The organism is Rhodococcus sp. C-2 (assembly GCF_027854095.1).
In the GTDB taxonomy this organism is placed as follows: domain Bacteria; phylum Actinomycetota; class Actinomycetes; order Mycobacteriales; family Mycobacteriaceae; genus Rhodococcus_F; species Rhodococcus_F qingshengii.
On record NZ_JAQGFI010000002.1, the window covers coordinates 446,919 to 471,596 of the forward strand.

Here is a 24,678-nt window from a genome sequence, read left to right on the forward strand (position 1 = left end):
GGTGAACTTCTCTCAGCCGGGGTGAATTCCCGGGTGAATTGCCCGGGATGGCACGCTCTGGATTCGCACCAGCTACGCTCCTCCCTGTAGATAGATGGATCGAGACAATCCGCCCAAACTCTTCAATCATTGCAGGGCGCGAAAGCAGAAAGGGTCCGCGTTGATGTTCGGGATGGACGGCCACGACTGGGCAGCTATTCCCGAAAGGCGCACCCTCGCGACGTCGATTCCCCGGCAAGCGCTCTTCGACAAACTTGACCGACGTGCCGCGCTGACCATCGTCCGTGCACCGAACGGCCACGGGAAATCGTCGTTGATCGCATCGTGGCTGCGCGCCCATTTGGCATCCGAACGAATACTCGTCTGGGTCTCGGCCCCACGGCCCTCGTCGACACTCGAAGATTTCTGGGCCGTTGTCCTCGATCGAATCCACGCTGCCGGAATCGCACTGCCCGACGTCGACGATCTCGCCGATCCTTTCACCGCTGTCGCCAAATCCCTGAACGCCCTCAGCCGCCCCGTGCTGCTCGTGCTGATCAGGCCGGATCTGATATCGGAACCAGAGTTGGACGATCAGTTGATCGAACTCCTCGCCCTCTGTCACAACCTGGACCTCGTGGTCACGCTCTCGGGCTTCGGCATGTTCTCCGAGCCGTACCTGCTCGACACGGACCACGAGGTGATAGGCGCGAGTGAGCTGTTGTTCACGAGAGCCGATACCGCCCATTTGCTCGCACAAGCTGACGTACACACGACTGACGGTGATGCCGAACAAATCACATCCCTGACAGGTGGGCTGCCAGCGCTGGTTCGTGTCGCCGTTCCCGCCGTCCAGACATCGGGTAGCCGCAACCGCGAGCAGATGATCAGGAAGAACATCGCGCAGGCGATCGACGACTACGTGAACAAATCCGTTCTCATGACCGCTGATCATGTGGAACAACTCGAGTTCCTGCTCGCGACGGCCTTTGCGCGATCGATCACCGTCGACATCGCCGCCATGCTGTTCGAGTCCCAACACCCTGAGGATGGCGAGACCGTTCATCAGATTCGCGTGCGCCTGGAGATACTGGAGACAGCCGGGTTGTTGTCACGGGTCGAGACCGAAGCCGAAGAAACCTGGGAGCTGCCTCCCGCCATTCGTCGATCGATACTCGCGCACCGAAAGCGCGCTGGAGTCGATCCGGCGCAACGTCTTTCGTTCCTCGCACACAACCGACTCGACCACGGTCATCACGCGTCGGCGCTGGACTACGCGGTCGAGGCACAGAACTGGACCCTGGCAGTAGACATCGTCGAGCAACACTGGGTGACGATGATCGTCCACAATCTGGACTCGGTTCGCTCTGCTCTCCAACGGATTCCGGCGGAAGCTGCGGACAAACACTCTGCCGTGGAGGCGGGGCGCGCACTGTTCACGATGCATCCGAGCGAGCGCTCGACGGTAGTCGACTTGCTACCCGAATCGCCGGCAGAACTGTGGGCTCTCGGCGCTGAATCCGGCGCGAAGGACGCCTTGAGCATTGCCTGCGTTCAATCGATCATGCTCAGGATGGCAGGCGAGTACGGGCTCGCAGCAGAAACCACCAGGCGCCTGTCTCATCTCAGTCGCAGTGCGCTGGAGAACAACCCGGAAGCGGTCAGCGCACAGCTCCCTCTCATGCGACTTCAATGGGCGATCAATTTTCAATTGAGCGGCAGGTTCACAGAATCCACGATCAAGGCTCGAATGGCGTACCACGGCGCCCTGTCTCATGGAGTCGACTTCATCGCTCGTAACTCTGCGGGAAGTGCCGCCCTGAATTGGGCGCTGGCTGGTGAGCCGCGGCAGGCCACACACTGGTCCGAACTCGAACAGAAGCATCCGGACCCCGGCGGTTGGCTCGAACCTGTGGTCAAGATCGCCGGCCTGACAGCACGGGCGCTCACTGCTCTCGACACACTCGACTTCGACGACGCACGTCTCGCATTGACCGAACTCGGTCTTCCGTCCGACACCGAGGAACTGTGGGCATTCGTCGTCTATGCGCATTGCCAATTCGCCTTGACCTCCGGCGACCACACTGCGGCACTACTGTTGCTCCACAATGCGATCGAAGCACATTCCAAGCAGTACACGGCTACATCTTTCGCGCTTCCTCTGTTGCAATCCGCAGAGATCGATCTCTTGCTCGCTCTCGGACAGGGGAACAATGCCGTAGCACTGGCCAAGGAGATCATCGATCCTGCAGCCAACCCGTGGACGCTCACGTCGGTGGCGCGTTTACGTCAGCGGATCGGCCAGAACGAGGCCGCGGTGGCGCTGTGTCACCAGTTCGACTGGTCTGGCGTATCCTATCCGCGGGCACAGATGGAATCGCTTCTGGTGCAAGCGGTTGCCCACTCCGAGCTGGGTGAGCCACGCCTCGCCTCTCAGGAGTGGTCCAGAGCGTGCAGCATCGCGGATCAGACCGGACTTCTACGTTCGTTCGCGACCATCGCATCGTCGGACGTCGAGAAACTCGAATCGATGGCCGAAACGAAATCGCGTGCACTGGCCGAATTCTCGAAAAGGGCTCCTGCGGAATCTTTTCCGGAATTCGTACATATCGTGGAGCTGACCGAACGCGAACAGAAAGTCCTCTCACTCCTGGCGCTCGGCATGGGGTCGGCTGCGATGGCCGACAAACTGTACGTGTCCGTCAACACCGTCAAGACTCAACTGCGCACTCTCTACAAGAAGCTCGACGTACACAATCGAAACGAAGCGATCACGAGGGCACGCCAACTGCGCTTGCTGTAGTCGGGGTCGGATCTGATTTCGGACTACATTCTGTAGGCATGAGCACCGATTCCTGCGTCTTCTGCAAGATCGTCGCGCTGACCGAGCCGGCGATTCTCGTTCACGAGAGCGAGACAACTCTCGCATTCCTCGATGCACGGCCGGTGAGTCGCGGACACACCCTGGTGGTCCCCAAGCGTCATGCAGAGAACCTCGATGCTCTCGAAAGTCACGAAGGCGCAGAGATGTTCCGCGTCGGCACGCTCATCGCCGGAGCTCTACGCCGCTGCGACATCGCCGCTGACGGAGTCAACTTTCTCGTCAACGACGGGCGTGCCGCGGGCCAAACCGTGTTCCACTCGCACCTGCACGTCGTCCCCCGCCATCGCGGCGACAAGGCGAAGTTCGCTGCCGGACTCCTCGCCAGGCGAGCCGTCGAGCTGGAGCAGGTGGGCGCGTCGATCCGAAGTCAGCTCACGGTCTGAAGGAATTCCGTCACCACTTCGCGATAGCGCTGCGGTTGATCGTCGTGGACCAGGTGGCCTGCATCGGCAATACGTACGTACCGAGTTCCCGGCCTCTCGGCCATCTCTCGCATCTGTCCCTCAGGGGTGATGGTGAACTCTCCCTCGATCAGCAAGGTCGGCACCTCGATCGCCTTCCACTGATCCCAGAAATGCCTCGTGCCCCACTCCTCCGAGATGTCGCGGAAGGTCGACACGTCGCCGTGCAGGTACCACCCGTCGTCGCGGCGGTCGAAAGAATCGAGAAAGTACTGGCCGGCGACGGGGCCGAAGAATTCCTTCATCGCCTCCTCGGAAGCAAACGGCTGCGGCCACGCCGAGATCATCTGCGCCCAGTCCGCAGCGGTGCGTCCACGAAAGTCCGGGGCCATGTCTTCGAGGACCAGCGCACAAACCTTTTCGGGATGCGCGGCGGCGAAGCACCACGCATGCAGAGCCCCCATCGAATGACCGATCACGATCATCGGCTCCTCGATGGACGCAACCGCCGATGTCAGGTCCTCGACGAATGCCTCGGTAGTCAGTGCCGCTGGCGCCGGCCTGCCGTGACCGGCAGCGTCGAAGGTGTAGACGTGGCCGAACTCGCGGATCCACGGCACCTGGCGTCGCCACGTTCGGGAGCTGCCCATGAGGCCGTGCAACAACAGAATCGGTTGTCCCGTTCCACCTTCGTCATGCAACACGAGTGTCACGGTACGCGGTGAAGGTGCGCGGGTAATGTCGCTTGCATGGCAGTCGTGAAGATCAATGCAATCGAGGTCCCCGAGGGCGCCGGCCCCGAACTGGAGAAGCGCTTCGCAGCACGCGCTCACGCAGTCGAGAACTCCCCGGGCTTTCTCGGATTCCAACTCCTCCGCCCCACCGCCGGTGAGAGCCGCTACTTCGTGGTGACCCAATGGGAGTCCGAGCAGGCGTTCGCCGATTGGCGTGACGGCCCCGCCCGTGAAGCCCATTCCGGCGAGCGCGCGAAGCCCGTCGCTTCGGGTGCGTCGTTGCTCGAATTCGAAGTTGTCCTGGACGTCGCCGCAAAGAGCTGATCTCGAGCGATTGTGCCTGCCTTGGCGGGCACAATCGACGGTCATCTCGGCTTCACGCGTTGACACGGTGCGGGCTGTAGTGCAAAAGTTCGCATGTAAACGCGATGGTCCGACAGGAATCCGGTGAAAGCCCGGAGCGGTCGCGCCACTGTAATTCGAGGTGAAGTGCCTTTTTCGGCACGACAATTTCGACAGCCAGACACTTCGGCCATCGCATGGACCTAGGGGACGCGAAAATCCCAGGAGGCTTCGATGGCTCTCGCCTATTCTCCCGATACGTCGATCGATTCGACTCGTCTTGCTTTCCTCGCCGCTGCAGTAGTTCTGTTCGCGATGCTGGCTCTCTACCTGGTCGGATTCGACCAGGGCGCTATCTCTCGCACCGGCATGTACATGCATGAATTGATGCACGACGGTCGACACTTGATGGGCCTGCCGTGCCACTAGCCGACAATTTCACGAAGCTTCTCATTCGTGGTTTGTTGGCTGGTCTGATCGCAGGCATCCTTGCCGGCGGAGTTGCATTCGTGCTGGGTGAACCGCACGTCAACGCTGCCATTGCGATCGAAGAAGCCAACAGCGCCACCGGTGAGGTTTCCGGCGAAGCCGCTGGGCATTCGCACGGTGACGAAGAAGAACCACTGGTGAGCCGCGACGGGCAGCGCGCCGGGCTGTTCCTGGCCACGGCGCTTGCCGGACTGGCACTCGGGGCGATCTTCTCGGTCGTTGCCAATTACGCTCGACGACTCACCGGAATGTCCGGGCCGTTGTTGGCGATCACCATCGCCGTCGGTGGTTGGCTGGCTATCGAGGCTGTCCCCTTTTTCAAGTACCCGGCCAATCCGCCGGCCGTCGGAGATCCCGACACCATCAACCAGCGCACACTGCTGTGGCTGGCCGCCGTGATTCTCGGGCTGCTGTCCGTCACCGCGGCAGCAGCGGCGGCAAAGGCAGTTTCCGGGCACGAGTTCCTCAGCGTGCGCATCGCTGCTCCGGTGGCTGCGTTCCTGGTGATCGCCACGATCGGTTACGTCTCGCTTCCCGGCATCAACGAGGTGGGCGAGGACTTCCCGGCAACTCTGCTGTGGGAGTTCCGACTTTCCTCGCTCGCTACGCAGGCGACGCTCTGGCTCGTACTCGGGTTGGCATTCGCCTTCCTTACCGAGCGCGCGACCAAGAACACCGAAGTAGCAAAGAAGTACGCCCTTCGCTGAACCTGCTGTGCGCCTTTATTAACCTCCCGCGGTTAATAAAGGCGCACAGCAGTTCTTTTTCAGCTCAGATGATGCACTTCTTGCAGTCCGTACACCGGCGTCGGGATGCCCTCGTAACGCGCCTTCAATTGCAACGCCAAGTACAGCGAGTAGTGGCGCGACTGGTGCAGATTGCCTCCGTGGAACCACAGCGCTTCCTGCTGCGTCGGCTTCCACATGTTGCGCTGCTCGCCTTCCCACGGTCCCGGATCCTTGGTGGTGTTCGACCCCAGGCCCCACACCTTGCCGACCTTGTCGGCGGTGTCCTGACCGATCAGATCCGCCACCCAGCCGTTCATCGAGCCGTAGCCGGTCGCGTAGACCACCACGTCGGCAGGCAATTCCGTACCGTCTTCGAGAATCACGCTGTTCTCGGTCAGCTCACGAACATTGCCGTGCGCGAGCTTGATGTCTCCATTGGCAACCAGTTCGGCAGCGCCGACATCGATGTAGTAGCCCGAGCCACGGCGTAGGTACTTCATGAACAGGCCCGAACCGTCGTCGCCCCAGTCGTGCTCGAAGCCCGCCTTCTCGAGGCGATCGTAGAAATCCTTGTCGCGCTCACGGATTGCGTCGTACACCGGGATCTGGAACTCGTGCATGATCCGGTACGGCAGCGAACCGAACGTGAGGTCCGCCTTGTGTGTCGTCATGCCGGCGGCCAGTGCTCGCTCCGAGTACAGATCGCCCAAGCCCAAATCCATCAGCGAATCCGACTTCACGATGTGCGTCGAGCTGCGCTGCACCATCGTGACGTCGATACCGTTCTCCCACAGTGCGCCGCAGATGTCGTGCGAGGAGTTGTTGGCCCCGATCACGACGACCTTCTTGCCCACGTACTGATCCGGGCCGGGGTGCTTGCTCGAGTGGTGCTGATCGCCGAGGAACTTGTCCTGCCCGGGGAACGTCGGAACGTTGGCCTTGCCGGACATACCCGTCGCCATCACCAACTGCTTGGGACGCAACGTCAGCTTCTCGCCGTTGCGGTTGACCTCGACGGTCCATTCCTGGGTCTTCTCGTCGAACGACGCAGAGGTGCAGGTCGTGGAACTCCAGTACGGAACCTCCATGACCTTGGTGTACATCTCGAGCCAGTCGCCGATCTTGTCCTTGGGCGCGAACACCGGCCAGTTGTCGGGGAACGGCATGTATGGCAGGTGGTCGTACCAAACCGGATCGTGCAGGCACAGGGACTTGTAGCGTCCGCGCCACTGATCGCCGGGTCGCTCGTGGCTGTCGATCACGATGGCCGGTACTCCGAGCTGACGCATCCGGGCGCCGAGCGCGATGCCGCCCTGGCCGCCGCCGACGATCACGACGTAAGGCTGTGTGGTGTAACCGAGTTCGCGGTCTTCGATCTCCTTCTGCTCGGCCCACGTGATGCGGTTCGGGTCTGCCCCATGCTTGGCGCCGCGCGGACGACGAGTGCCCTTACCTTCTTCGTACCCCTTCAACTCCTGCAGCGACGTCAGCAGGGTCCAACCTTCATCTCCCTTCAAACGAAGGTGTCCGTGCGCGCGACCGGTTGCAGTCTCGAACTCGATCCAGGCTGACGTGACGCCGTCGGCTTCGTCGGGTGTCTCGGTGGTCCGGAATCCCGAAGGATCGGTGTCGTCGAGACGCTCGGAGAGCATGTCGGCAATCTGCTCGCGACCTTCGACGGTCTTGATGTTCCAGGTGAACGACACCAAGTCGCGCCAGAAGCTGTCGAGTGCAAATTTGCCTGCCACACGCTCGATGTCACGAGCCGCGAGGGCCGACTCGAAATCCGCCAGCCAGGCGTCGACGCGCTCCTGAGGTGTCACCGCCGTCAACTTCACCTCGGGGGTGACTGCGGAATCGATGGTTTGCGTCATCACTTCTCCTTGTTTGTGAATGTGACACACAGCACATCCCATAAGTGGCCCCGGTCACAAGCGTTGCAGTCTGTTGCAATCAGTGGACGCGGTGCCGGCGTCCGACACCGGTTGCCCGCACCGATGTGCGGGCAACCGACTCACCCCTCAGCAGGCTTGAATTTGCCGAGTCCCAGCGACTGAAATCCCACGACGTAGAACAACGTCCACAACACGGCCCAATCCACGAAACCCAGTGCATTGCCGTGTAATCCGTCGACAACTGCCGGCTCGTGAAGAATGTGCTCTGCTGCAAAGCGGTAATAGAACAAGAATGTGACCACCGCGAGCACAAACGTGAGCAGCGCGCGGATCGCCAGGTTGACCCCGTCCGCAAAGCCCGTGGGTTTGTTACCGAAGGCGTTGGCCCAGAAGATCATCCAGAAGGCCCAGCACACACCGAGCTGCGCCGGGAACTGATGGACCACACCACCCAACTCGGCAACGGCATCGCTTCCCACCAACACCTTCACGACCGGAAGTGCCACGAAGTACAAGCCGGTTCCGACGGCGAAGTTACCGATCGTGGCTGCGAGCGCCGTCTTACCGCCGCCGCCGAACAGTCGCCACGGCCAGTTGTCGAGCGTCTGGCCAGTCAGGATCACAACCACCACGACGCAGTAGAACCACCCGAGCACGGTGTCGACGGTCATCAACGGATCCGTGGCGGACAGCGACACGGACGGCAAACCGAACACGAAGTACAGCGCCAGCGTCGGGACGGCGACAAACGCGATCTCACACAAACCCACCAACGGCTGCTTCATCCCCAGTGAAGTCCACGGCCAATGCTGCCAGTTCAGGACCACCATCACCCAGGTCCCGAAGCCGAAGAGTACGAACAGCGCACCCGCGAAATATCCGAGGCCGCCCTCACGATCGGCCGCGAAATCCGGGTACAAACTCCCCAAGCCGTTTGCCAGGAGCCACGTCACCACGACGGCGAAGACCGCGGTCGCGACCATGATCGCCAGGCCTTTCGCCGGCTGCGGGAGTCGGTCGAAGCCGGCGAACTCGCAATTGAAGCCGATGAACACCACAAAAAGGATTGCCCAGAAAAGCGCCGCGTTGAACGGCAGAGGATAGAAACTCCAGGGACTGGTGGTCGGATCGGCGAGCAGGTACCAACTCGCAACCGCCAGCACGAGAACGATCACGAGGTTCGCGATCCCGAACCCGATCCAGCGGCGTGACGGTTGTCGGCTCGGCGTGGCCGGTTCCGTGGGTGTGTCGACTGTAGCGGTCATGTTCCCTCTCCCAGATTGTCTCGCAAGATGATTCGCGAAGTGGTTGCGCAACTATGGAGCCGTCGCGCGGGACATCGGGAGGGTTGCCGAGGGTTGCAACCGCTGCCCCATTCTGCGGAATTGCAACACGGTGCAACCCTTCCGCATTGTGGTCGCCGTCACATACAAATCACTCACCGGTTCCCAGGCAACCGGTTCACTGCTTACGAGGAGAAACTGCATGAGCATCACGGGCAAGGTAGTACTGGTCACCGGCGCCGGCCAAGGCATCGGACGCGGAATCGCTCTCCGCCTCGCCCACGACGGCGCCGACATCGCGTTGGTCGACCTCGACCAAACCAAGCTGGATGCGGTTGCCGACGAGATCAGACAGATCGGCCGTCGTGCAACGACGTTTGTCGCCGACGTCAGCGATCGCGCGCGGGTTCACGCAGCCGTCGAACATGCACACCAGGAATTGGGCGGATTCGACGTCATCGTCAACAACGCGGGAATCGCTCTCGTCGGCCCGATCTCCGATGCGACGCCGGAAGAGGTCTCCAAGATCTGGAGCGTCAACGTCGACGGTGTCCTGTGGGGAATTCAAGCTGCAGCAGCAAAGTTCCAAGCTCTGGGTCAGCGCGGAAAGATCATCAACGCGTCGTCCATCGCCGGCCACGACGGGTTCGCCATGTTAGGTGTTTACAGCGCAACAAAATTCGCGGTCAGGGCCCTCACTCAGGCTGCGGCCAAGGAATACGCGTCCGACGGAATCACCGTCAACGCGTACTGCCCCGGCGTCGTGGGCACCGACATGTGGGTGACGATCGACAAGAGGTTCGCCGAGTTGACCGGTGCGCCAGAGGGCGCCACCTACGAGAAGTTCGTCGGCGGAATTGCGCTGGGTCGAGCTGAAACCCCCGACGATGTCGCCGGTTTCGTCTCGTACCTTGCCGGGCCCGATTCCGACTACATGACCGGTCAGGCCGGTCTCATCGACGGCGGCCTCGTCTACCGCTGACCGCGGTGTCTTCACTGAAAGCGGTGTCTTCGCTGAAAACGGTATCTTCGCTGAAAAAGCGGTTGCCCGAGCCCGCGATGCCGCCCGGCGAGGATCCTCGCGACTACGCGAGGACCCTCGCCGCGGTGTACGACGCGACGATGGCCGGAGACCGCGCACCGGCCCGCCCCAGGGACGTGGTCCGCCAATCGTGGCAACGCCTGCGCGAGTTAGGTATCGACCCCGAACACAACCGGGTCGAACCGTCCATGGACGTCGCCGAACTCGATCTCCGTCGTCGTGAGTCCGGACTGTACGACGTGCTCGACGACGTGACGCGTGGACTCGAATCGGTTACCGCGAGCGGTGAGAACATCATGGTCGTCGCAGATCTTCGCGGAACTGTTCTGTGGCGCAGCGGGTCCCATCGAGTACTGGACCAAGCTGCGCGTCTGGGATTTGTCGAGGGTGCGAACTGGGCCGAGGACAGCGTCGGCACCAACGCCATCGGAACGGCATTGGTGTCACGACAGGCGGTTCAGATCTTCTCGGCGGAACACTATGCGCGCAGCCATCATCCGTGGACCTGCGCGGGGGCACCCATCCGCGATCCGCGGGACGACCGTGTCATCGGCGTCGTCGACATCAGTGGTCCCGCCAAGACCGTCCACCCCACCACACTCGCTCTGGTCGACGCCGTCGCACGCCTCGCGCAATCACACCTGCGCGACAAGCATCGGGACAATCTCGATCAATTGCGTTCTGTTGCAGGGCCGATGCTTGCTCGTAGCGGATCACCGGCATTGGTGATCGATACTCATGGCTGGGTAGCGGCGGTCGATGCGCTACCTCATCGCTCGCGCGTGCTGCTCCCCGCGGCTCTGGCTCCCGGCAGGACGTGGTTCCCCGCTTTGGGTCTGTGCGAACTGGATCCACTTCCCGGCGGGTGGGTGGTCCGGCCGATCGCCACCGGCGAGAAAATCAGTGCGCCCACGGTGCATATCGATCTGCGCGATTCCGAGAACATGTCGGTGACCGTCACGTCGGGGTTGGGCGAATGGGCCTACTCCCCGACCCAGCGGCATGCGGAGATTCTGTTTCTCCTCGGATCCGAGAGGCGTGGACTGACCGCATCGCGGTTGGCGCAGGATCTTTTCGGTGACCCGGCCCGCACGGTGACCGCGCGGGCCGAGATGTCGCGTCTGCGCAAGAACCTTGCCGGAGTTGTTGCAGCGCAGCCGTACCGGTTCGTCGATGCAGCGCACGTCACGCTTTCCTGCCCCGACGACGGTGCACATCTGTTGCCGTTCTCGAGCGCCCCGGCAGTTCGTGCCGCTCGCCTTACTCAGGCCGGTTCGGAGGCCTGAGTAAGCAACTGCAGAAACACCTCTTCGGGTTGAGCGCCGGATACTGCGACCGCACGGTTGGCGACGAAGAACGGAACGCCGCTGACCTGCAGTTGGCGGGCCATGGACAGATCTTCGCGAACAGCCTCGGCTGCGGCATCGGAGCCCAGTTGCTCGCGCACGACGTCGGCGTCGAGGCCGACGCTCACGGCCAGCTCGACCAGCACCTCACGGTCGTCGATCACCTTGCCGTCGCTGAAGTGCGCTTTGAACAGCGCTTCGAGGAGTTCGTTCTGCCGCTCACCCGCGAGATGCAGCAACCTGTGCGCATCAAAGGTGTTGGCGGCGATCACGGTGTCGAAGTCCAAGGTCAAGCCGACCTCGGCTGCCGTCGCGCTGACGTGGGCGAACATCTGACGTACCTGATCAGGCGCCATCCCCTTCATCTCGACCAAGGCGTCGAGTTCGGTTCGTCCCTCTCCCACCGGGGTGTCCGGAGCGAGCTGGTACGAGCGCCAGATGACGTTGACGCGGTCCTTGTTCTCGAAACGATCCAGAGCCGAAAGGAACCTGGTCTTTCCGATGTAGCACCACGGACAAGCGACGTCAGACCACACTTCGATGGTCACGTCTTGGTCAATCACGATTTGATCAGTCACCGAAGGTGCAACAACGAACAGGGCCGGGATTAGTCCCGGCTCGCGTCACGAGGTCACAGAATCACGTGACCAGACCACACCGGAACGCGATCAACGACGCACTCACCCGGTTGGGCACACCGAGCTTGGCGAACAACGAGGAGATATGCGTCTTGACGGTGGTCTCACCGAGGTACAGCCGCTCCGCGATGACGCTGTTGGCCGCGCCTGTCGCCAGGATTGTCAGCACTTCGCGCTCACGCTCGGTGAGCGAAGCGAGGGGAGTCAGGTCGGGTGTTTGCCGACGCGGCGCCGAGGCCACGATGGCACGTAGAGAATCGGAGCTGAACAACGAGTGGTCCGACGCCACCACCCGTACTGCCTGCTGGAACGCGTGTGGGGCCGCGTCCTTGCTCAGGAAACTGTGCGCGCCCGCCTCGACCGCTTGCACGACCATGTCGTCGACGTCGAAGGCGGTCATCGCGATGACCTTCGGCGGATTGCTCATGGTCATCAACTCTCGGGTGGCCTCCAAGCCACCGACGCGTGCCATCTTCAGATCCATCAGCACCACGTGCGGACGAAACCGAGTGACCTTGGCTGCGACCTGATCGCCGTCCTCGGCCTCGGCAACCACCACGATGTCCGGCGCTGCTTCCAGGATGTCTTTCATTCCGCGCCGAACCCAGGCGTCGTTGTCGACGATCAAAACTGTGATGCGCGAGTCAGCGTCCATAGTGCGCTCAGATTACCCAGAGCCCCCGACAGTCGGAGGGTGGGAGGGTTACGACGACCAGGGCACCCAGCAACTGACGAGGAAATCGTCCCCCAGCGCGCCTGCCTCCACCTTGCCGCCGATTTCTCTTGCCTGTTCGGCCAACCCGCGTAGGCCGGACCGTGAACCGATCGACGTCATGGGTGCAAGCTCGCTCAGCTTGTTGCGTGCGAGGATACGAATTCCGTCGTGCGGCGACCCGGTCACCGAAATGACGAGCATCTGGTCGCTCGCGTACTTCTGGACGTTGGTCAACGATTCCTGAACAACGCGATAACAGACGTGGCCCGCCAGCATTCCGACATCACCCGGGAGCAACTCCGATTCGAGACGGCAGTGAATGCCCGCGGCGCGTGCACCGTTGACCAGATCGCCGATCGCGTCGATCCCCTGGTGCCCGCCGTGTTCGCGGCGATCACCGCTTCCCCTGAGCACTCCGACGATTCCCTTCAATTCGTCCAAAGCCTCGTGCGCGGTGGTTCTGATCATCGCAGCGGTGTTGACGACCTTCTCGGGATTGTCTGCCGCGCTGACCTGTAACCCACCGGCGAACAACGAAATCCGGCTCAAACTGGCCGCGATCGTGTCGTGCATGTCGCGCGCGATCCGCGTTCGTTCCTCGGTGCGAATCATCTCGTCGCGCATCACGTCTGTTTTCTCGGTGGCAAGATCCCGTACGTGCTCTGCCTCGACGAGTTCGGTTCTGGTCCGAATCAGGAGCGAGAGCGCCACGACGATGCCGACCATGACGGCTGCGACGAGCCACGGGATCCAGATGGCGACGTCGTATTGAACAACCGCCGAACCATCCTTGGGTTTCATCGTTCCCATCGTGAGAACGGAGTACTCACGATTGCGAAAAGCGTCGTAGGTCAACGAAATTCCGCACGCGACGAAGACAGCTGCCGCAGCGGCAGCAAGCCGAGGCCCACGCGCGATCCGAGCAACGGCGAACAATGCGATGAGCGCCGCCGTCGCATCGGTGGGGAAGAACAACGGGCCGACCAGCGTGATCGCCAGAACCACCCAGGGATACTGATGGCGCCACACAAGCGATATCCCACCGGCCACGCCCAGGACGAACCCGATACCGACCAATACCGGTGGCATATTTCCCGACGCGCCTGCGATGCCCACCGTCATGAAGGAACAGAAAAGGCTGAACGCGACAGCGGCGGTAGTCCATACGCGTCGTCGCACAACGGTTCCTTTGGTGGTGATCACCGAGCAAGCGTATCCACCGCCACCGACGCCTCGAATCAGCCGAACGGGTGGACGAACCGCCAGGCTCCGACCGAAAGGATGAGGCGGACCGATCTTTCGACCGAAGCGGTGAGCAGTCCTCACATCGTTGACTTGTGCCATACCAACTCTCGAAAGGCGCACATCATGCGATCACTCCGCACTCCCCTCGCCCTCCTCGCCGTCGGCGCAGCCCTGTTCGCAACCATCGCCTCGGGCGAGACCGACGAAGCGAAGAAGGTCGACGACAACGGTTCTTCCGCCGCACCTGCGGCCGCCTTCGGAATCGGTGACGTCGTCGAACTGGGCGACTGGCGCGTCCAGGTACACGGCGTCGTCGATCCCTACGTCTCGACCAATCAGTTCATCACCGCTGATCCCGGAAACCGCTACGTCGTGGTCGACACCGAGGTCACCAACAACAGTGACAAGCCGTCGACGGTCTCGTCGATGATGTGCTTCGAACTGCAGGACTCGGCAAACAAGTCGTACAACATCACGTTCACCGACAGCAGCACTTCGAGTGTCGACGGAGAGCTCGCGCCGGGCGCTGCCAAACGAGGCGAATTGGCGTACGAGGTCCCCGAAGCCGCCACCGGTCTGCGCCTTCAGTTCAAGTGCGATCTGTTCTCGTCCGGCTCGGCAACCATCAACCTGTCGTGAACCGTCCGGGCGATCTGCTGCTGAATCCGTGGGCACTGGTCTCGGTGGCCGTCATCTTGATCAACGACCACGTACTCAAAGGGGCATTCGGGAACACGATGACGGGCAAGCTGTCCGACGTTGCCGGGGTGTTCCTGCTTCCCCTGCTTCTGCTCTCGGTTCTCGAGGTGCTCAGGCGAAGTCTGGTGGGGCGAGCAGCGATCGCCTGGTCCATCGCAGTCACGGGGATCGGCTTCGCCGCCGTGAAGGTGATATCGCCGATCGGCGACGCATACGAGTGGGTGATCGGGTTTCTCCGCCTGACCGCAGGAGGATTCCGCGGAGATCTCTTGCCGATCCTGGTCTATCGCGATCCCTCGGACCTGTGGGTGCTCCCGATCCTGTTCGCGAGCTATCTGGTCGTCACACACCACCGCACTCGGGCGCCGGAGGGGGCGCCCGAGCGCGAGATGATCAGTCCAGGGCCGCATCCAACGTGATGTCGACGCCGGTCAGTGCCTTGCTGACCGGGCAGGTTTCCTTGGCCGCCTGGGCAACCTTGGCAAAACCGTCGGCGTCGAGGCCGTCGACCTCGGCGCGAACGGTGAGCTTGATTCCGGTGAGCTTGAATCCGACCGTGTCGGGGCCGAGTGACACGTCCGCGGTGATGTCGAGGCTCTGGGGGGTCCCGCCGGCCTCGGCGATCAGGGCCGACAACTGCATCGCGTAGCAGGACGAATGCGCCGCGGCGATGAGTTCCTCGGGGCTGGTGGTTCCGCCGGCCTCCTCAGCTGCGCGCTTGGGGAACGACACGTCGAAGGTGGCGACGCCCGAGCTGGTGAGTTCCACCTGTCCCGATCCGGCCTCGAGGGTGCCGTTCCAGGCGGTGCGTGCGGTACGAGTTGGCATTGCTGTCCCTACTTCCGTCTTCACATGATTCGGTGAACGCCTTGCGATCACGAACCTACCCGCGATACGTGAAGTCACACCTACTGTTTCGGGCGGGACTACCCGAGGAGCGTCGCGGACAGCAGTTTCTCGACGCGGGCCTGCGCGGAGTTCTCCGAGGAAAAGTGCACGATTCGGCCGATGTCGAAGACCAGTCCGAGCGCCGCGTGAACGAGGAACCGCGCTTGGACGATCGTCAACTCCGGACGCGCCTCGACACACAAGTGCGCCCACTCCTCGACGTTCAAACGCTGAATGTTGCGCAACTCGGTCCGTGATCGATCCGGCAAGCTGCCGATCTCGGCAAAGTACACGGCCAACAGTTCGCTGGTTCCGAACGAAACCTCGACGTACATCTTCGCCAACGTCTCGACGGCCGCGAGAGGAGTCTCCGACTCAGCCAACGCCGAGCCCAACGTCATAGTCAGACGATCGGACGCACGGTGGAAGGCCGCAGCAAGAAGGTCGGCCTTGCTCGCGAAGTGCCGATACACACTCGACGCGTTGATACCCGCCGCGGCACCGATCTCCTCGATGCTCACGTCGTGGTAGCCGCGCTGATAGAACAGCAACACTGCTTCCTGAAGCAGCACTTCGCGTTTCGACGTCCGTACGAGGCCTGTTTTGCGTTCGGACGCCCCTGCCCTCGCGCCGTCCTCCTCGGCAGCGGGCAATTCGACGCCGATGACGGACCAGCATGCCGCAAGAATCAGCGCTTCGATCTGCTTGGCGGACAACGCGGATCGATGACCGGTGATACTGGCGATCACACTGAGCACGGCGGGCGCGATGAGTTCTACATCCGCCGGGTCGAGTTCCGGACGAACCGCTGCCAGCGGCTCGGCGATCCGAAGATTGAGCGTGCGCATTCCCACCCGCAATTGCTCACGATCCTCGTCGACCAGGTACCTGCCCTCCCATCGGTAGAGCCCTCCCCGGCGCCGATTCTCGATCGTCGCGCGGATGACACCCACCATCGTGGAGTTCAACTGCTCGCGTGGATTTTCGTTTCCGTGCACAGCTGGATCGCTGGCATCCAACAACGCCTGCGTCAGGTTGTTCACGGTGTAGACGAACAGGGCGTATTTCGTGGGGAAATGACGATAGAGGGCCGGACCGGAAATTCCGACCTTCGCTGCGATCTCGTCGATGCCCACCGCGTGGTAGCCACGTTCGCTGAATGCTTCCGCAGCAGCGGCCGCGATTTGCGCCTTCCGATTCTTCGGACGCGTCCGTGGTGCAGGGTCGCCGCCACGCACGGAGACGCGTGTCTGTCCGGGCACCTGACCCTCCACTTCCGTTGCTTTCTCTTGCACTGCCTTCGTCCGCTGCACCGCACTTCCACGGGCGCGAGTCCGAACGGATCATGTTAACCGTCGCGAAGGTCGCAATTCGCGCCCGGTACTGCTTCACCCGAAACCCTACAACGCAGTTGTAGCGGCGGACGGATTCCGGAAAAAGAGTCTTGACACCCGCTCTCTCAGCGGTGTTATGTTAGTGACGATTCGCATAACCTCGCACGTAGTCCGCTGGCGGGCTCGTTCCCTGCGGCGTGAAGTTTTCTTCGCCCGCAAGAGGGTTCGATGCCGAATGACCGACCGTAAGAAAGTAGTTGTGAGCAGATGATTCGCACTCGCTTCACCGAAATGTTCGGCGTTGACCATCCCATCGTGCAAGGGGGCATGATGTGGGTGGGACGGGCAGAACTTGTTGCGGCCACGGCAAATTCCGGCGCCCTCGGGTTCTTGACGGGCCTCACTCAACCCACACCGGAAGACCTCGTCAAGGAAATTGCTCGAACCCGCGATCTCACCGACAAGCCTTTCGGCGTCAATCTCACTATTCTGCCGTCGATCACGCCGCCGCCGTACGCCGAATACCGCCAGGCGATCATCGAATCCGGGATCAAGATCGTCGAAACCGCCGGTTCCAATCCGATCGATCATCTTCCGCATTTCAAGGACGCGGGCGTGAAGGTTATCCACAAGTGCACTGCAGTTCGACATGCGGTCAAAGCCGAGAGACTGGGCGTCGACGCCGTCAGCATCGACGGCTTCGAATGCGCCGGGCACCCAGGCGAGGACGACATACCAGGGCTCATTCTGATTCCGGCGGCCACGCAGCAACTCACGATTCCGGTGATCGCTTCAGGCGGAATCGCAGATTCACGTGGACTCGTCGCGGCGCTTGCGCTCGGAGCAGACGGCGTCAACATGGGAACTCGCTTCATGTGTACCGCGGAATCCCCTGTCGCACAATCGGTTAAAGAGCAGATTGTCGCAAACACCGAACGCGACACCAAGCTGATCTTCCGGACGCTTCACAACACCGCGCGCGTAGCCGCGAATGCGATCAGTGCCGAGGTCGTCGACATCGAAGCACATGGCGACGCGCAGTTCAGCGACATTCAGCATCTGGTAGCCGGAGCCCGCGGACGCAAGGTCTTCGAGGACGGCGACCTCGATGCAGGCATCTGGTCCGCCGGACAGAGCCAAGGATTAATCAACGACATCCCGACCGTCGCCGACATGATCGACCGCATGGTCTCGGAGGCCGAACACCTCATCACCTCACGGCTTTCCGGATTCGTCACCGCTGTGAGCGCGGCATGACCGCCACCGCCGAGACGGGCTTTCGCTCCGAAATCACCGACGGTGTACTGCGATTGACCTTCGACCGCCCGAAGCGGATGAACGCGATCGATCTGCCCACGATGACTGCTTTCGCAGCTGCCGTCCACGACGGCGGCGCAGACCCGGCCGTTCGCACCATCGTCATCACCGGATCCGGTCGAGCGTTCTGCACCGGAGCCGACCTCGCCGCAGCGGCCGTCAACCCCGCAGACCCGAAAGTCGTCATGGATGCGGCGACGTCGCTGATTCGCGCCATCACCAGCGCCCCGGTCCCGGTGATCGCCGCGGTCAACGGCCCGGCCGCCGGCGTCGGCGTGTCCATCGCTCTAGCCGCGGACCTGACGTACGCCGCATCGAGCGCCTATTTCCTCCTCTCCTTCGTCAACATCGGCTTGATGCCCGACGGCGGCGCCAGTGCGTTGGTACCGGCAGCGATCGGACGCGCCCGAGCGGCCGAGATGGCATTGCTGGGCGAGCGAGTTTCCGCCGAGGACGCAGAGCGGTTCGGGCTCGTGTCCCGCACCGTCGCCGACGACGCGTTCGACGCACTCGTCGACTCCGTCGTCGATCGCACGTCGAAGGCTCCCCGACGCGCCCTCGAACTCACCAAGCGCGCACTCAATGCGGCGACACTGGACCGCCTCGATGCTGCGCTGGAGCTCGAAAATACCGGTCAGGCAGAACTTCTCACTGGCGAGGACTTCAAAGAAGGCGCGATGGCGATGCTGCAGAAACGCGCGCCCCACTTCAAGTAATCACTGCGAATTTTCGTTAACAAAACCACTGTACGAATCGACGGCTCACTGTAGCCTGAGTCACACAATCACCCACGCATGAGAGGAACCCATCGATGGCCTCCACCGATGCAGTCTCCGAGGCGCAGCGTTCACGCCGCACCAACTGGAACAATCAGATCGCCAGGCATGCGCAGATGATTCCCGATCGCACCGCACTGCGATTCCTGGGCGATTCCATCACCTGGAGCACCCTCGACGCACGCGTCGAGAAGCTGGCGGACGCTCTTGCCCGACGCGGCGTCAGCTTCGGCGACCGCGTGCTCATCCTGATGCTCAACCGCCCCGAATACCTCGAGGTCGTGCTCGCGACCAACGCACTGGGCGCCATCGCTGTTCCGGTGAACTTCCGTCTGACACCACCCGAGGTCGCTTATCTGGTAAACGACTCCGGCTCCAAAGTCATTGTCGCCGAAGGACCGTTGGCTCCGTTGGCCGGAGCTGCGCGAGCCGCGTCCGAGGGTATCGACATCTCCATCACCGTAGGCGCCCCCGCCGAGGGTGACAGCCTGAATTACGAGGACTTGATCAGCGAAGAGGGCGAGTCGCACGCGTTCGTCGACATCCCGGACGACACTCCTGCACTCATCATGTACACCTCGGGAACCACCGGTCGCCCCAAGGGCTCGGTGCTCTCCCACTCCAACCTGTCTTCGCAAGCATTGACCTGTATCAGGGCCTTCCACCTGTTCAATGCCGATTCCATCGGCTTCTGCGCGTCGCCCATGTTCCACATCGCAGCCCTCGGTTCCATAGCGCCGAGCCTGCAACTCGGCACGACCACGGTGATCCATCCGGTCGGCGCATTCGACCCGGGTCAACTACTCGACATCCTGGAAGCCGAGAAGGTCACCAGCTTGTTCCTCGTGCCCGTGCAATGGCAGGCCGTGTGCGCCGTACAGAAGGCGCAACCGCGAGCACTGTCGCTGAAGAACATCTCGTGGGGCGCCGCACCGTCGTCCGACACGATCCTGCGGGCAATGGCCGAAACCTTCCCGGACGCATTCAATGTCGCGGTCTTCGGTCAGACCGAGATGTCGCCCATCACTTGCGTTCTCGACGGCGAGGATGCGATTCGTAAGCTCGGATCCGTCGGTCGGGTCATCCCGACCATCTCGGCCAGGGTCGTCGACGAGAACATGGACGACGTGGCGCCCGGTGAAATCGGTGAAATCGTCTACCGCGGGCCCACGATGATGAGCGAATACTGGAACAACCCCACCGCCACCGCTGACGCCTTCCACGGTGGATGGTTCCACTCCGGCGATCTCGTTCGAGTCGACGACGAAGGCTTCGTCTACGTCGTGGATCGCAAGAAGGACATGATCATCTCCGGCGGAGAGAACATCTACTGCGCGGAGGTGGAAAACGTCCTCTACGAACACGAATTGATCGTCGAAGCGGCCGTCGTCGGCCGCCCCGACGCCAAGTGGGGCGAGGTGCCCGTAGCGATCGTCGCGATGGCGCCAGGTTCAGCCGTGGACCTGACCATCGAGGAGCTGAGCAGCTTCCTCAACGATCGTCTCGCGCGCTACAAGCACCCGAAGGACATCGTCGTCGTGGAAGCACTGCCGCGCAATGCAAGCGGCAAGGTCGTCAAGGGTGAACTGCGAGAGAAGGTTCGAGCGGTCGACGCAGTTTCCTGACTTCACACGCAAACGGGCGGCACCTCCAGCGAGGTGCCGCCCGTTTGTGTGTGCCCGTCAAGCACTCGGCGAATGCAACTTCCGATGCAGTTCTCGCACCAGCGGAACCAACTCCGGCACCGGGCCTTCGACCGGGACGTTCGGCGCAACCTCGTTGACGGACAGAGACTTCACCGGCGCCGGGGACACACCCCACTCCGCGAGCCAGTCGCCGAGTTGAGCCGAAGAGCAGATGTAGACGATACGTCCGAGGCCCACCCACGCGTGCGCGGCCGAACACATCGCGCAGTGCTCTCCCGAGGTGAATACCGTTGCCGTCGAACGCTCTTCCGGCGTCAGGTACTGAGCCGCCCACCGAGCCAGCTCGAACTCGGGGTGGCGAGTGTTGTCGCCGCCCGCGATCCGGTTTCGGTCCTCCGCCAGAAATGTTCCGTCGGCCGCTGCCAGGACGGAACCGAAAGGTTCGTCGCCGGCATCCAATGCTTCCGTTGCCAATTCGATGCAACGACGCAGGTGACCCAGTTCGATGTCGTTCATGTGTACGCCCTCTCCCGTGATACACGAAACGGGCGGCACCGGTGAGGTGCCGCCCGTTCGTTACCTACTCTGCTGTACTACTCTGCTGCGCTTTCGCTTTCGCCGGCCTTGGTCAGCTCGATCGGCGGTGCGTCCGGCACGTCGATCGGCTTCTTGGTAGGCGTGAACGTGAACTTCGCGTCCTCGCCCGAGCCTTCGCCGTCCCAGTTCTCGACGTCGACGAGCACGATGTGGCCGGGTCCGATCTCTCCGAAGAGGATCTTCTCGGACATCTGGTCCTCGATCTCGCGCTGGATGGTGCGACGCAGCGGTCGTGCACCCAGTACCGGATCGAATCCGCGCTTGGCCAGAAGCGACTTGGCCTTGTCGGTGACCTCCATGGCCATGTCCTTGTTCTTGAGTGCCGCCTCGACGCGAGCGAGCATCAGGTCGACCATCTGAACGATCTGCTCGTTCGTGAGCTGATGGAAGACGACGATGTCGTCGATACGGTTCAAGAACTCGGGACGGAAGTGCTTCTTCAGCTCGTCGTGAACCTTGAGCTTCATGCGCTCGTAGTTCGACTCCGTGCCCGTTCCCGAGCTGAAGCCCAGGCCGACTGCCTTGGAGATGTCCGACGTACCGAGGTTGGACGTGAAGATCAGCACCGTGTTCTTGAAGTCGACGGTACGTCCCTGACCGTCGGTGAGACGGCCGTCCTCGAGCACCTGCAGGAGGGTGTTGTAGATCTCCTGGTGTGCCTTCTCGATCTCGTCGAACAGCACGACGCTGAACGGCTTGCGGCGCACCTTCTCGGTGAGCTGGCCGCCCTCTTCGTATCCGACGTACCCGGGAGGGGCACCGAACAGACGCGAAGCGGTGAAGCGGTCGTGGAACTCGCCCATGTCGATCTGGATCAAGGCGTCGTCGTCGCCGAACAGGAAGTTGGCGAGCGACTTCGCGAGCTCCGTCTTACCGACACCGGACGGGCCGGCGAAGATGAACGAGCCCGAGGGACGCTTGGGATCCTTCAGACCTGCACGCGTACGACGGATCGCCTTCGAGACGGACTTGACCGCCTCTTCCTGGCCGATGATCCGCTTGTGCAGTTCCTCTTCCATGCGGAGCAGACGAGTGGTCTCCTCCTCGGTGAGCTTGAAGACGGGGATACCGGTCCAGTTGCCCAGAACCTCGGCGATCTGCTCGTCGTCGACCTCGGCAATGACGTCCAGGTCGCCCGCACGCCACTGCTTCTCACGCTCAGCGCGCTGAGCAACGAGGGTCTTCTCCTTGTCCCGCAGGTTCGCAGCCTTCTCGAAGTCCTGCGCGTCGATCGCGGACTCCTTCTCGCGACGCGCGTCGGCGATGCGATCGTCGAATTCGCGCAGGTCCGGCGGTGCAGTCATCCGACGGATGCGCATTCGCGCGCCCGCCTCGTCGATGAGGTCGATCGCCTTGTCCGGCAAGAAGCGGTCGTTGATGTAGCGGTCGGCCAGCGTCGCCGCTGCCACGAGAGCACCGTCCGTGATGGAGACACGGTGGTGAGCCTCGTAGCGGTCACGAAGACCCTTGAGGATCTCGATGGTGTGCTCGACGGTCGGCTCGCCCACCTGAACAGGCTGGAAACGACGCTCGAGGGCAGCATCCTTCTCGATGTACTTGCGGTACTCGTCGAGCGTGGTGGCACCGATGGTCTGCAGCTCACCGCGAGCAAGCTTGGGCTTGAGGATGGAGGCCGCGTCAATAGCGCCCTCGGCCGCGCCCGCACCCACGAGGGTGTGCAGCTCGTCGATGAACAGGATGATGTCGCCGCGGGTGTTGATCTCCTTGAGAACCTTCTTCAGGCGCTCTTCGAAGTCACCGCGGTAACGGCTGCCGGCCACGAGCGACCCGAGGTCGAGCGTGTACAGCTGCTTGTCCTTGAGGGTCTCGGGGACCTCACCGTTGACGATTGCCTGAGCCAGGCCCTCGACCACAGCGGTCTTACCGACACCGGGTTCACCGATGAGAACCGGGTTGTTCTTGGTACGACGCGAGAGAACCTGCATGACGCGCTCGATTTCCTTCGAGCGGCCGATGACCGGGTCCAGCTTGCCTTCGAGGGCAGCTTGCGTCAGGTTGCGACCGAACTGGTCGAGCACGAGCGAGGTGGACGGCGTGCCGGCCTCTCCGCGGGTGCCACCGGTTTCGGTGGGCTCTTTGCCCTGGTAGCCCGACAGCAGCTGGATGACCTGCTGGCGGACGCGGTTGAGATCGGCACCGAGCTTGACCAGAACCTGGGCTGCTACGCCCTCACCCTCACGGATGAGACCGAGCAGGATGTGCTCCGTACCGATGTAGTTGTGTCCGAGCTGCAGCGCTTCGCGCAGACTCAGCTCGAGGACTTTCTTGGCGCGCGGTGTGAAGGGGATGTGACCGGACGGAGCCTGCTGGCCCTGGCCGATGATCTCCTCGACCTGGCTGCGGACTCCCTCGAGGGAGATACCCAACGACTCCAACGACTTGGCTGCGACACCTTCGCCCTCGTGAATGAGGCCGAGAAGGATGTGCTCCGTGCCGATGTAGTTGTGGTTGAGCATCCTGGCTTCTTCTTGAGCCAGGACAACAACGCGCCGCGCGCGATCGGTGAACCTCTCGAACATCGCTCTCCCTCACACTCTCCGGCGGGCAGGTTCGAGACCGGATGTCTCGTCCCTGGTCGCCGCGTTTCGCTCCGGCACTACAGACTGATCGCCTCGCCGGTCAGCGGACTGACGTCCACGAATCGACAAAGGTTGCACGACCCCACTTATTACTCTAGAGGGCGCGAAGTCCACCTGCTGCTCCTCCACCCGATTGGCGGCGGAAGCCGGACTGCTTACCGTTCACAACGTCGCAGCTGAGGGAATCGTTTCCCGGTTCCTGTACGCCTGAAGCGAACAGCGATTTTCGACGCCTGATCAGCCGAATATCGGGAGTACCCGAGCGCACGGCACCTCACGCGGATTCGACGGATCCAGCGCGTTGAGCGTCAGAGTCGCCGTTCGCTGAGACGCCACCAGCGCGATGTGATCCGACAGGTCCTGCTCGCAACCGTCCTGAACAACTATGTTCGACGCGTTCGACGCGGCCAGTATTCCGCTGCTGTACGGAACGACCACTTGATCGAACCGAGTCACGATGTTGGTGTACTCGACGTCATCGGAGTAGACGCCCGCGTCGCGCAGTTCGGTGACGAAGGTGGCGTTGTCGAAATCCGGTCCCCCGATGCCTTCCGGCGGCCCGACCTCCGAGCCGTCCCACAACGGAGCGATGGAGACGATCTTGGAAACCTTCGCGTCGCCGCCGAGAAACTTGACGTAGTACGCACTGACCGTCGTCCCCTGAGAGTGTCCGATCAGGTCGACCTTCGAGGCACCCGTCGCAGAGAGAACGTCGTCGACGAAGTCCGACAGCTGCCCTGCGCTGTCTCCGAGTGGTGCGAGACCGCCGGCTGCGGAAATCGGCCACGGCTGGTCCGTTCGATTCCCGAAGGTGAGCGCAAAAACGCAGTGTCCCTCGTTGACCAGTACGGGTGCGAGTACGCCCCAATTGGTCTGACGGTTGGCCGCCGTCCCGTGCACAAGGACGACTGGATCAGGATGAGCAGCGGAAGGCGTGCACGAGAAGTCGTTGGTGCCAGGGGCCGATCCGCCCGGGTTGGTCGCTTCGAGGGCGATTCCACTGAGGAAACCGGACGGAACGGGAAGAGGTTCGTTCGCCGACGCAAGAGACGGCGCGGACGCGGCCACGGCCCCCGCCACAGCGAGAGCGCCCACGCATG

The 24,678-nt window shown here is 62.3% G+C and carries 23 protein-coding genes and 1 riboswitch; of the genes, 12 read left to right on the forward strand and 11 right to left on the reverse strand.

What is annotated here, in order from left to right; all coding sequences use genetic code 11:
* Positions 1 to 94: 94 nt before the first annotated feature.
* Both PCS43_RS05870 and PCS43_RS05875 read left to right on the forward strand, forming a co-directional pair.
* Positions 95 to 2,782 (forward strand): helix-turn-helix transcriptional regulator, encoded by a 2,688-nt coding sequence (locus PCS43_RS05870; RefSeq protein WP_209911260.1) that lies wholly within the window; start codon positions 95 to 97, stop codon positions 2,780 to 2,782.
* 38 nt (positions 2,783 to 2,820) lie between these two features.
* Positions 2,821 to 3,246: an HIT family protein gene (locus PCS43_RS05875; RefSeq protein WP_003945905.1), complete on the forward strand. Its 426-nt coding sequence runs from the start codon at positions 2,821 to 2,823 to the stop codon at positions 3,244 to 3,246.
* Here the strand turns inward: PCS43_RS05875 and PCS43_RS05880 are convergent.
* Entirely contained in the window at positions 3,231 to 3,968 is a 738-nt protein-coding gene (locus PCS43_RS05880) for an alpha/beta fold hydrolase (RefSeq protein ID WP_042453393.1), read from the reverse strand. The two genes, PCS43_RS05875 and PCS43_RS05880, sit on opposite strands and share 16 nt — an antisense overlap.
* 45 nt (positions 3,969 to 4,013) lie before the next feature.
* Here PCS43_RS05880 and mhuD point away from each other — a divergent pair, with 45 nt between their 5' ends.
* The 3 genes from mhuD to PCS43_RS05895 all read left to right on the forward strand — a co-directional run bounded on the left by mhuD (position 4,014) and on the right by PCS43_RS05895 (position 5,536).
* Positions 4,014 to 4,322, forward strand: coding sequence for a mycobilin-forming heme oxygenase MhuD (gene mhuD, locus PCS43_RS05885; protein WP_007726927.1), 309 nt, complete (start codon positions 4,014 to 4,016; stop codon positions 4,320 to 4,322).
* An 88-nt stretch (positions 4,323 to 4,410) separates the two neighbouring features.
* A riboswitch (cobalamin riboswitch) is annotated at positions 4,411 to 4,549 on the forward strand.
* A gap of 25 nt (positions 4,550 to 4,574) precedes the next feature.
* The gene (locus tag PCS43_RS05890) at positions 4,575 to 4,769 is read left to right on the forward strand and encodes a CbtB domain-containing protein (RefSeq protein ID WP_003945915.1); all 195 of its coding nucleotides are present in this window, start codon (positions 4,575 to 4,577) and stop codon (positions 4,767 to 4,769) included.
* Positions 4,760 to 5,536 carry a CbtA family protein gene (locus PCS43_RS05895; RefSeq protein ID WP_073512054.1) on the forward strand — a complete coding sequence of 259 codons (777 nt, stop codon included), beginning with the start codon at positions 4,760 to 4,762 and terminating at the stop codon, positions 5,534 to 5,536. The genes PCS43_RS05890 and PCS43_RS05895 overlap by 10 nt, the downstream gene beginning before the upstream one ends.
* 59 nt (positions 5,537 to 5,595) lie before the next feature.
* On the opposite strand, the gene PCS43_RS05900 is transcribed toward PCS43_RS05895, so the two are convergent.
* Both PCS43_RS05900 and PCS43_RS05905 read right to left on the reverse strand, forming a co-directional pair.
* Complete coding sequence (locus PCS43_RS05900; protein ID WP_003945504.1) at positions 5,596 to 7,431, reverse strand: flavin-containing monooxygenase; 1,836 nt, start codon at positions 7,429 to 7,431, stop codon at positions 5,596 to 5,598.
* Positions 7,432 to 7,571: 140 nt separating this feature from the next.
* Positions 7,572 to 8,717: a hypothetical protein gene (locus PCS43_RS05905; protein WP_209911258.1), complete on the reverse strand. Its 1,146-nt coding sequence runs from the start codon at positions 8,715 to 8,717 to the stop codon at positions 7,572 to 7,574.
* Between the two features lie 220 nt (positions 8,718 to 8,937).
* Here PCS43_RS05905 and PCS43_RS05910 point away from each other — a divergent pair, with 220 nt between their 5' ends.
* Together PCS43_RS05910 and PCS43_RS05915 are read left to right on the forward strand one after the other, a co-directional pair.
* Positions 8,938 to 9,717, forward strand: coding sequence for an acetoin reductase (locus tag PCS43_RS05910; protein ID WP_054826788.1), 780 nt, complete (start codon positions 8,938 to 8,940; stop codon positions 9,715 to 9,717).
* 77 nt (positions 9,718 to 9,794) lie between these two features.
* Positions 9,795 to 11,063: a GAF domain-containing protein gene (locus PCS43_RS05915; protein WP_209911783.1), complete on the forward strand. Its 1,269-nt coding sequence runs from the start codon at positions 9,795 to 9,797 to the stop codon at positions 11,061 to 11,063.
* On the opposite strand, the gene PCS43_RS05920 is transcribed toward PCS43_RS05915, so the two are convergent.
* From PCS43_RS05920 to PCS43_RS05930, 3 genes are all read right to left on the reverse strand, one after another.
* Positions 11,042 to 11,686 carry a DsbA family oxidoreductase gene (locus tag PCS43_RS05920; protein WP_270923003.1) on the reverse strand — a complete coding sequence of 215 codons (645 nt, stop codon included), beginning with the start codon at positions 11,684 to 11,686 and terminating at the stop codon, positions 11,042 to 11,044. The genes PCS43_RS05915 and PCS43_RS05920 overlap by 22 nt on opposite strands.
* A 76-nt stretch (positions 11,687 to 11,762) precedes the next feature.
* Positions 11,763 to 12,416: a response regulator gene (locus PCS43_RS05925; protein ID WP_209911251.1), complete on the reverse strand. Its 654-nt coding sequence runs from the start codon at positions 12,414 to 12,416 to the stop codon at positions 11,763 to 11,765.
* A gap of 48 nt (positions 12,417 to 12,464) precedes the next feature.
* Entirely contained in the window at positions 12,465 to 13,820 is a 1,356-nt protein-coding gene (locus PCS43_RS05930; protein ID WP_054781748.1) for a sensor histidine kinase, read from the reverse strand.
* A gap of 24 nt (positions 13,821 to 13,844) precedes the next feature.
* Here PCS43_RS05930 and PCS43_RS05935 point away from each other — a divergent pair, with 24 nt between their 5' ends.
* Positions 13,845 to 14,360 carry a DUF4352 domain-containing protein gene (locus PCS43_RS05935; RefSeq protein WP_003945701.1) on the forward strand — a complete coding sequence of 172 codons (516 nt, stop codon included), beginning with the start codon at positions 13,845 to 13,847 and terminating at the stop codon, positions 14,358 to 14,360.
* Positions 14,357 to 14,839, forward strand: coding sequence for a hypothetical protein (locus tag PCS43_RS05940; protein ID WP_042923589.1), 483 nt, complete (start codon positions 14,357 to 14,359; stop codon positions 14,837 to 14,839). Before PCS43_RS05935 ends, PCS43_RS05940 begins: the two co-directional genes overlap by 4 nt.
* Here PCS43_RS05940 and PCS43_RS05945 read toward each other — a convergent pair.
* Positions 14,814 to 15,248 carry an OsmC family protein gene (locus tag PCS43_RS05945; RefSeq protein WP_007726950.1) on the reverse strand — a complete coding sequence of 145 codons (435 nt, stop codon included), beginning with the start codon at positions 15,246 to 15,248 and terminating at the stop codon, positions 14,814 to 14,816. The genes PCS43_RS05940 and PCS43_RS05945 overlap by 26 nt on opposite strands.
* A 98-nt stretch (positions 15,249 to 15,346) precedes the next feature.
* A complete protein-coding gene (locus PCS43_RS05950) occupies positions 15,347 to 16,570 on the reverse strand; it encodes a TetR/AcrR family transcriptional regulator (RefSeq protein WP_039972781.1) in 1,224 nt (407 codons plus the stop codon).
* 339 nt (positions 16,571 to 16,909) lie between these two features.
* Here PCS43_RS05950 and PCS43_RS05955 point away from each other — a divergent pair, with 339 nt between their 5' ends.
* The 3 genes from PCS43_RS05955 (at position 16,910) to fadD5 (ending at position 20,360) form a co-directional block, all read left to right on the forward strand.
* The gene (locus tag PCS43_RS05955) at positions 16,910 to 17,899 is read left to right on the forward strand and encodes an NAD(P)H-dependent flavin oxidoreductase (protein WP_209911248.1); all 990 of its coding nucleotides are present in this window, start codon (positions 16,910 to 16,912) and stop codon (positions 17,897 to 17,899) included.
* Positions 17,896 to 18,675, forward strand: coding sequence for an enoyl-CoA hydratase (locus PCS43_RS05960; RefSeq protein ID WP_003945899.1), 780 nt, complete (start codon positions 17,896 to 17,898; stop codon positions 18,673 to 18,675). Before PCS43_RS05955 ends, PCS43_RS05960 begins: the two co-directional genes overlap by 4 nt.
* Positions 18,676 to 18,770: 95 nt before the next feature.
* A complete protein-coding gene (fadD5, locus tag PCS43_RS05965; protein ID WP_003945871.1) occupies positions 18,771 to 20,360 on the forward strand; it encodes a fatty-acid--CoA ligase FadD5 in 1,590 nt (529 codons plus the stop codon).
* Between the two features lie 57 nt (positions 20,361 to 20,417).
* Here the strand turns inward: fadD5 and PCS43_RS05970 are convergent, their stop codons facing one another.
* The 3 genes from PCS43_RS05970 to PCS43_RS05980 all read right to left on the reverse strand — a co-directional run bounded on the left by PCS43_RS05970 (position 20,418) and on the right by PCS43_RS05980 (position 24,673).
* Complete coding sequence (locus PCS43_RS05970) at positions 20,418 to 20,897, reverse strand: nucleoside deaminase (protein ID WP_209911245.1); 480 nt, start codon at positions 20,895 to 20,897, stop codon at positions 20,418 to 20,420.
* Between the two features lie 77 nt (positions 20,898 to 20,974).
* The gene (locus PCS43_RS05975; protein WP_003945604.1) at positions 20,975 to 23,518 is read right to left on the reverse strand and encodes an ATP-dependent Clp protease ATP-binding subunit; all 2,544 of its coding nucleotides are present in this window, start codon (positions 23,516 to 23,518) and stop codon (positions 20,975 to 20,977) included.
* A gap of 297 nt (positions 23,519 to 23,815) precedes the next feature.
* Positions 23,816 to 24,673, reverse strand: a complete 858-nt coding sequence (locus PCS43_RS05980; protein ID WP_209911239.1) for an esterase/lipase family protein — start codon at positions 24,671 to 24,673, stop codon at positions 23,816 to 23,818.
* Positions 24,674 to 24,678 lie beyond the last annotated feature (5 nt).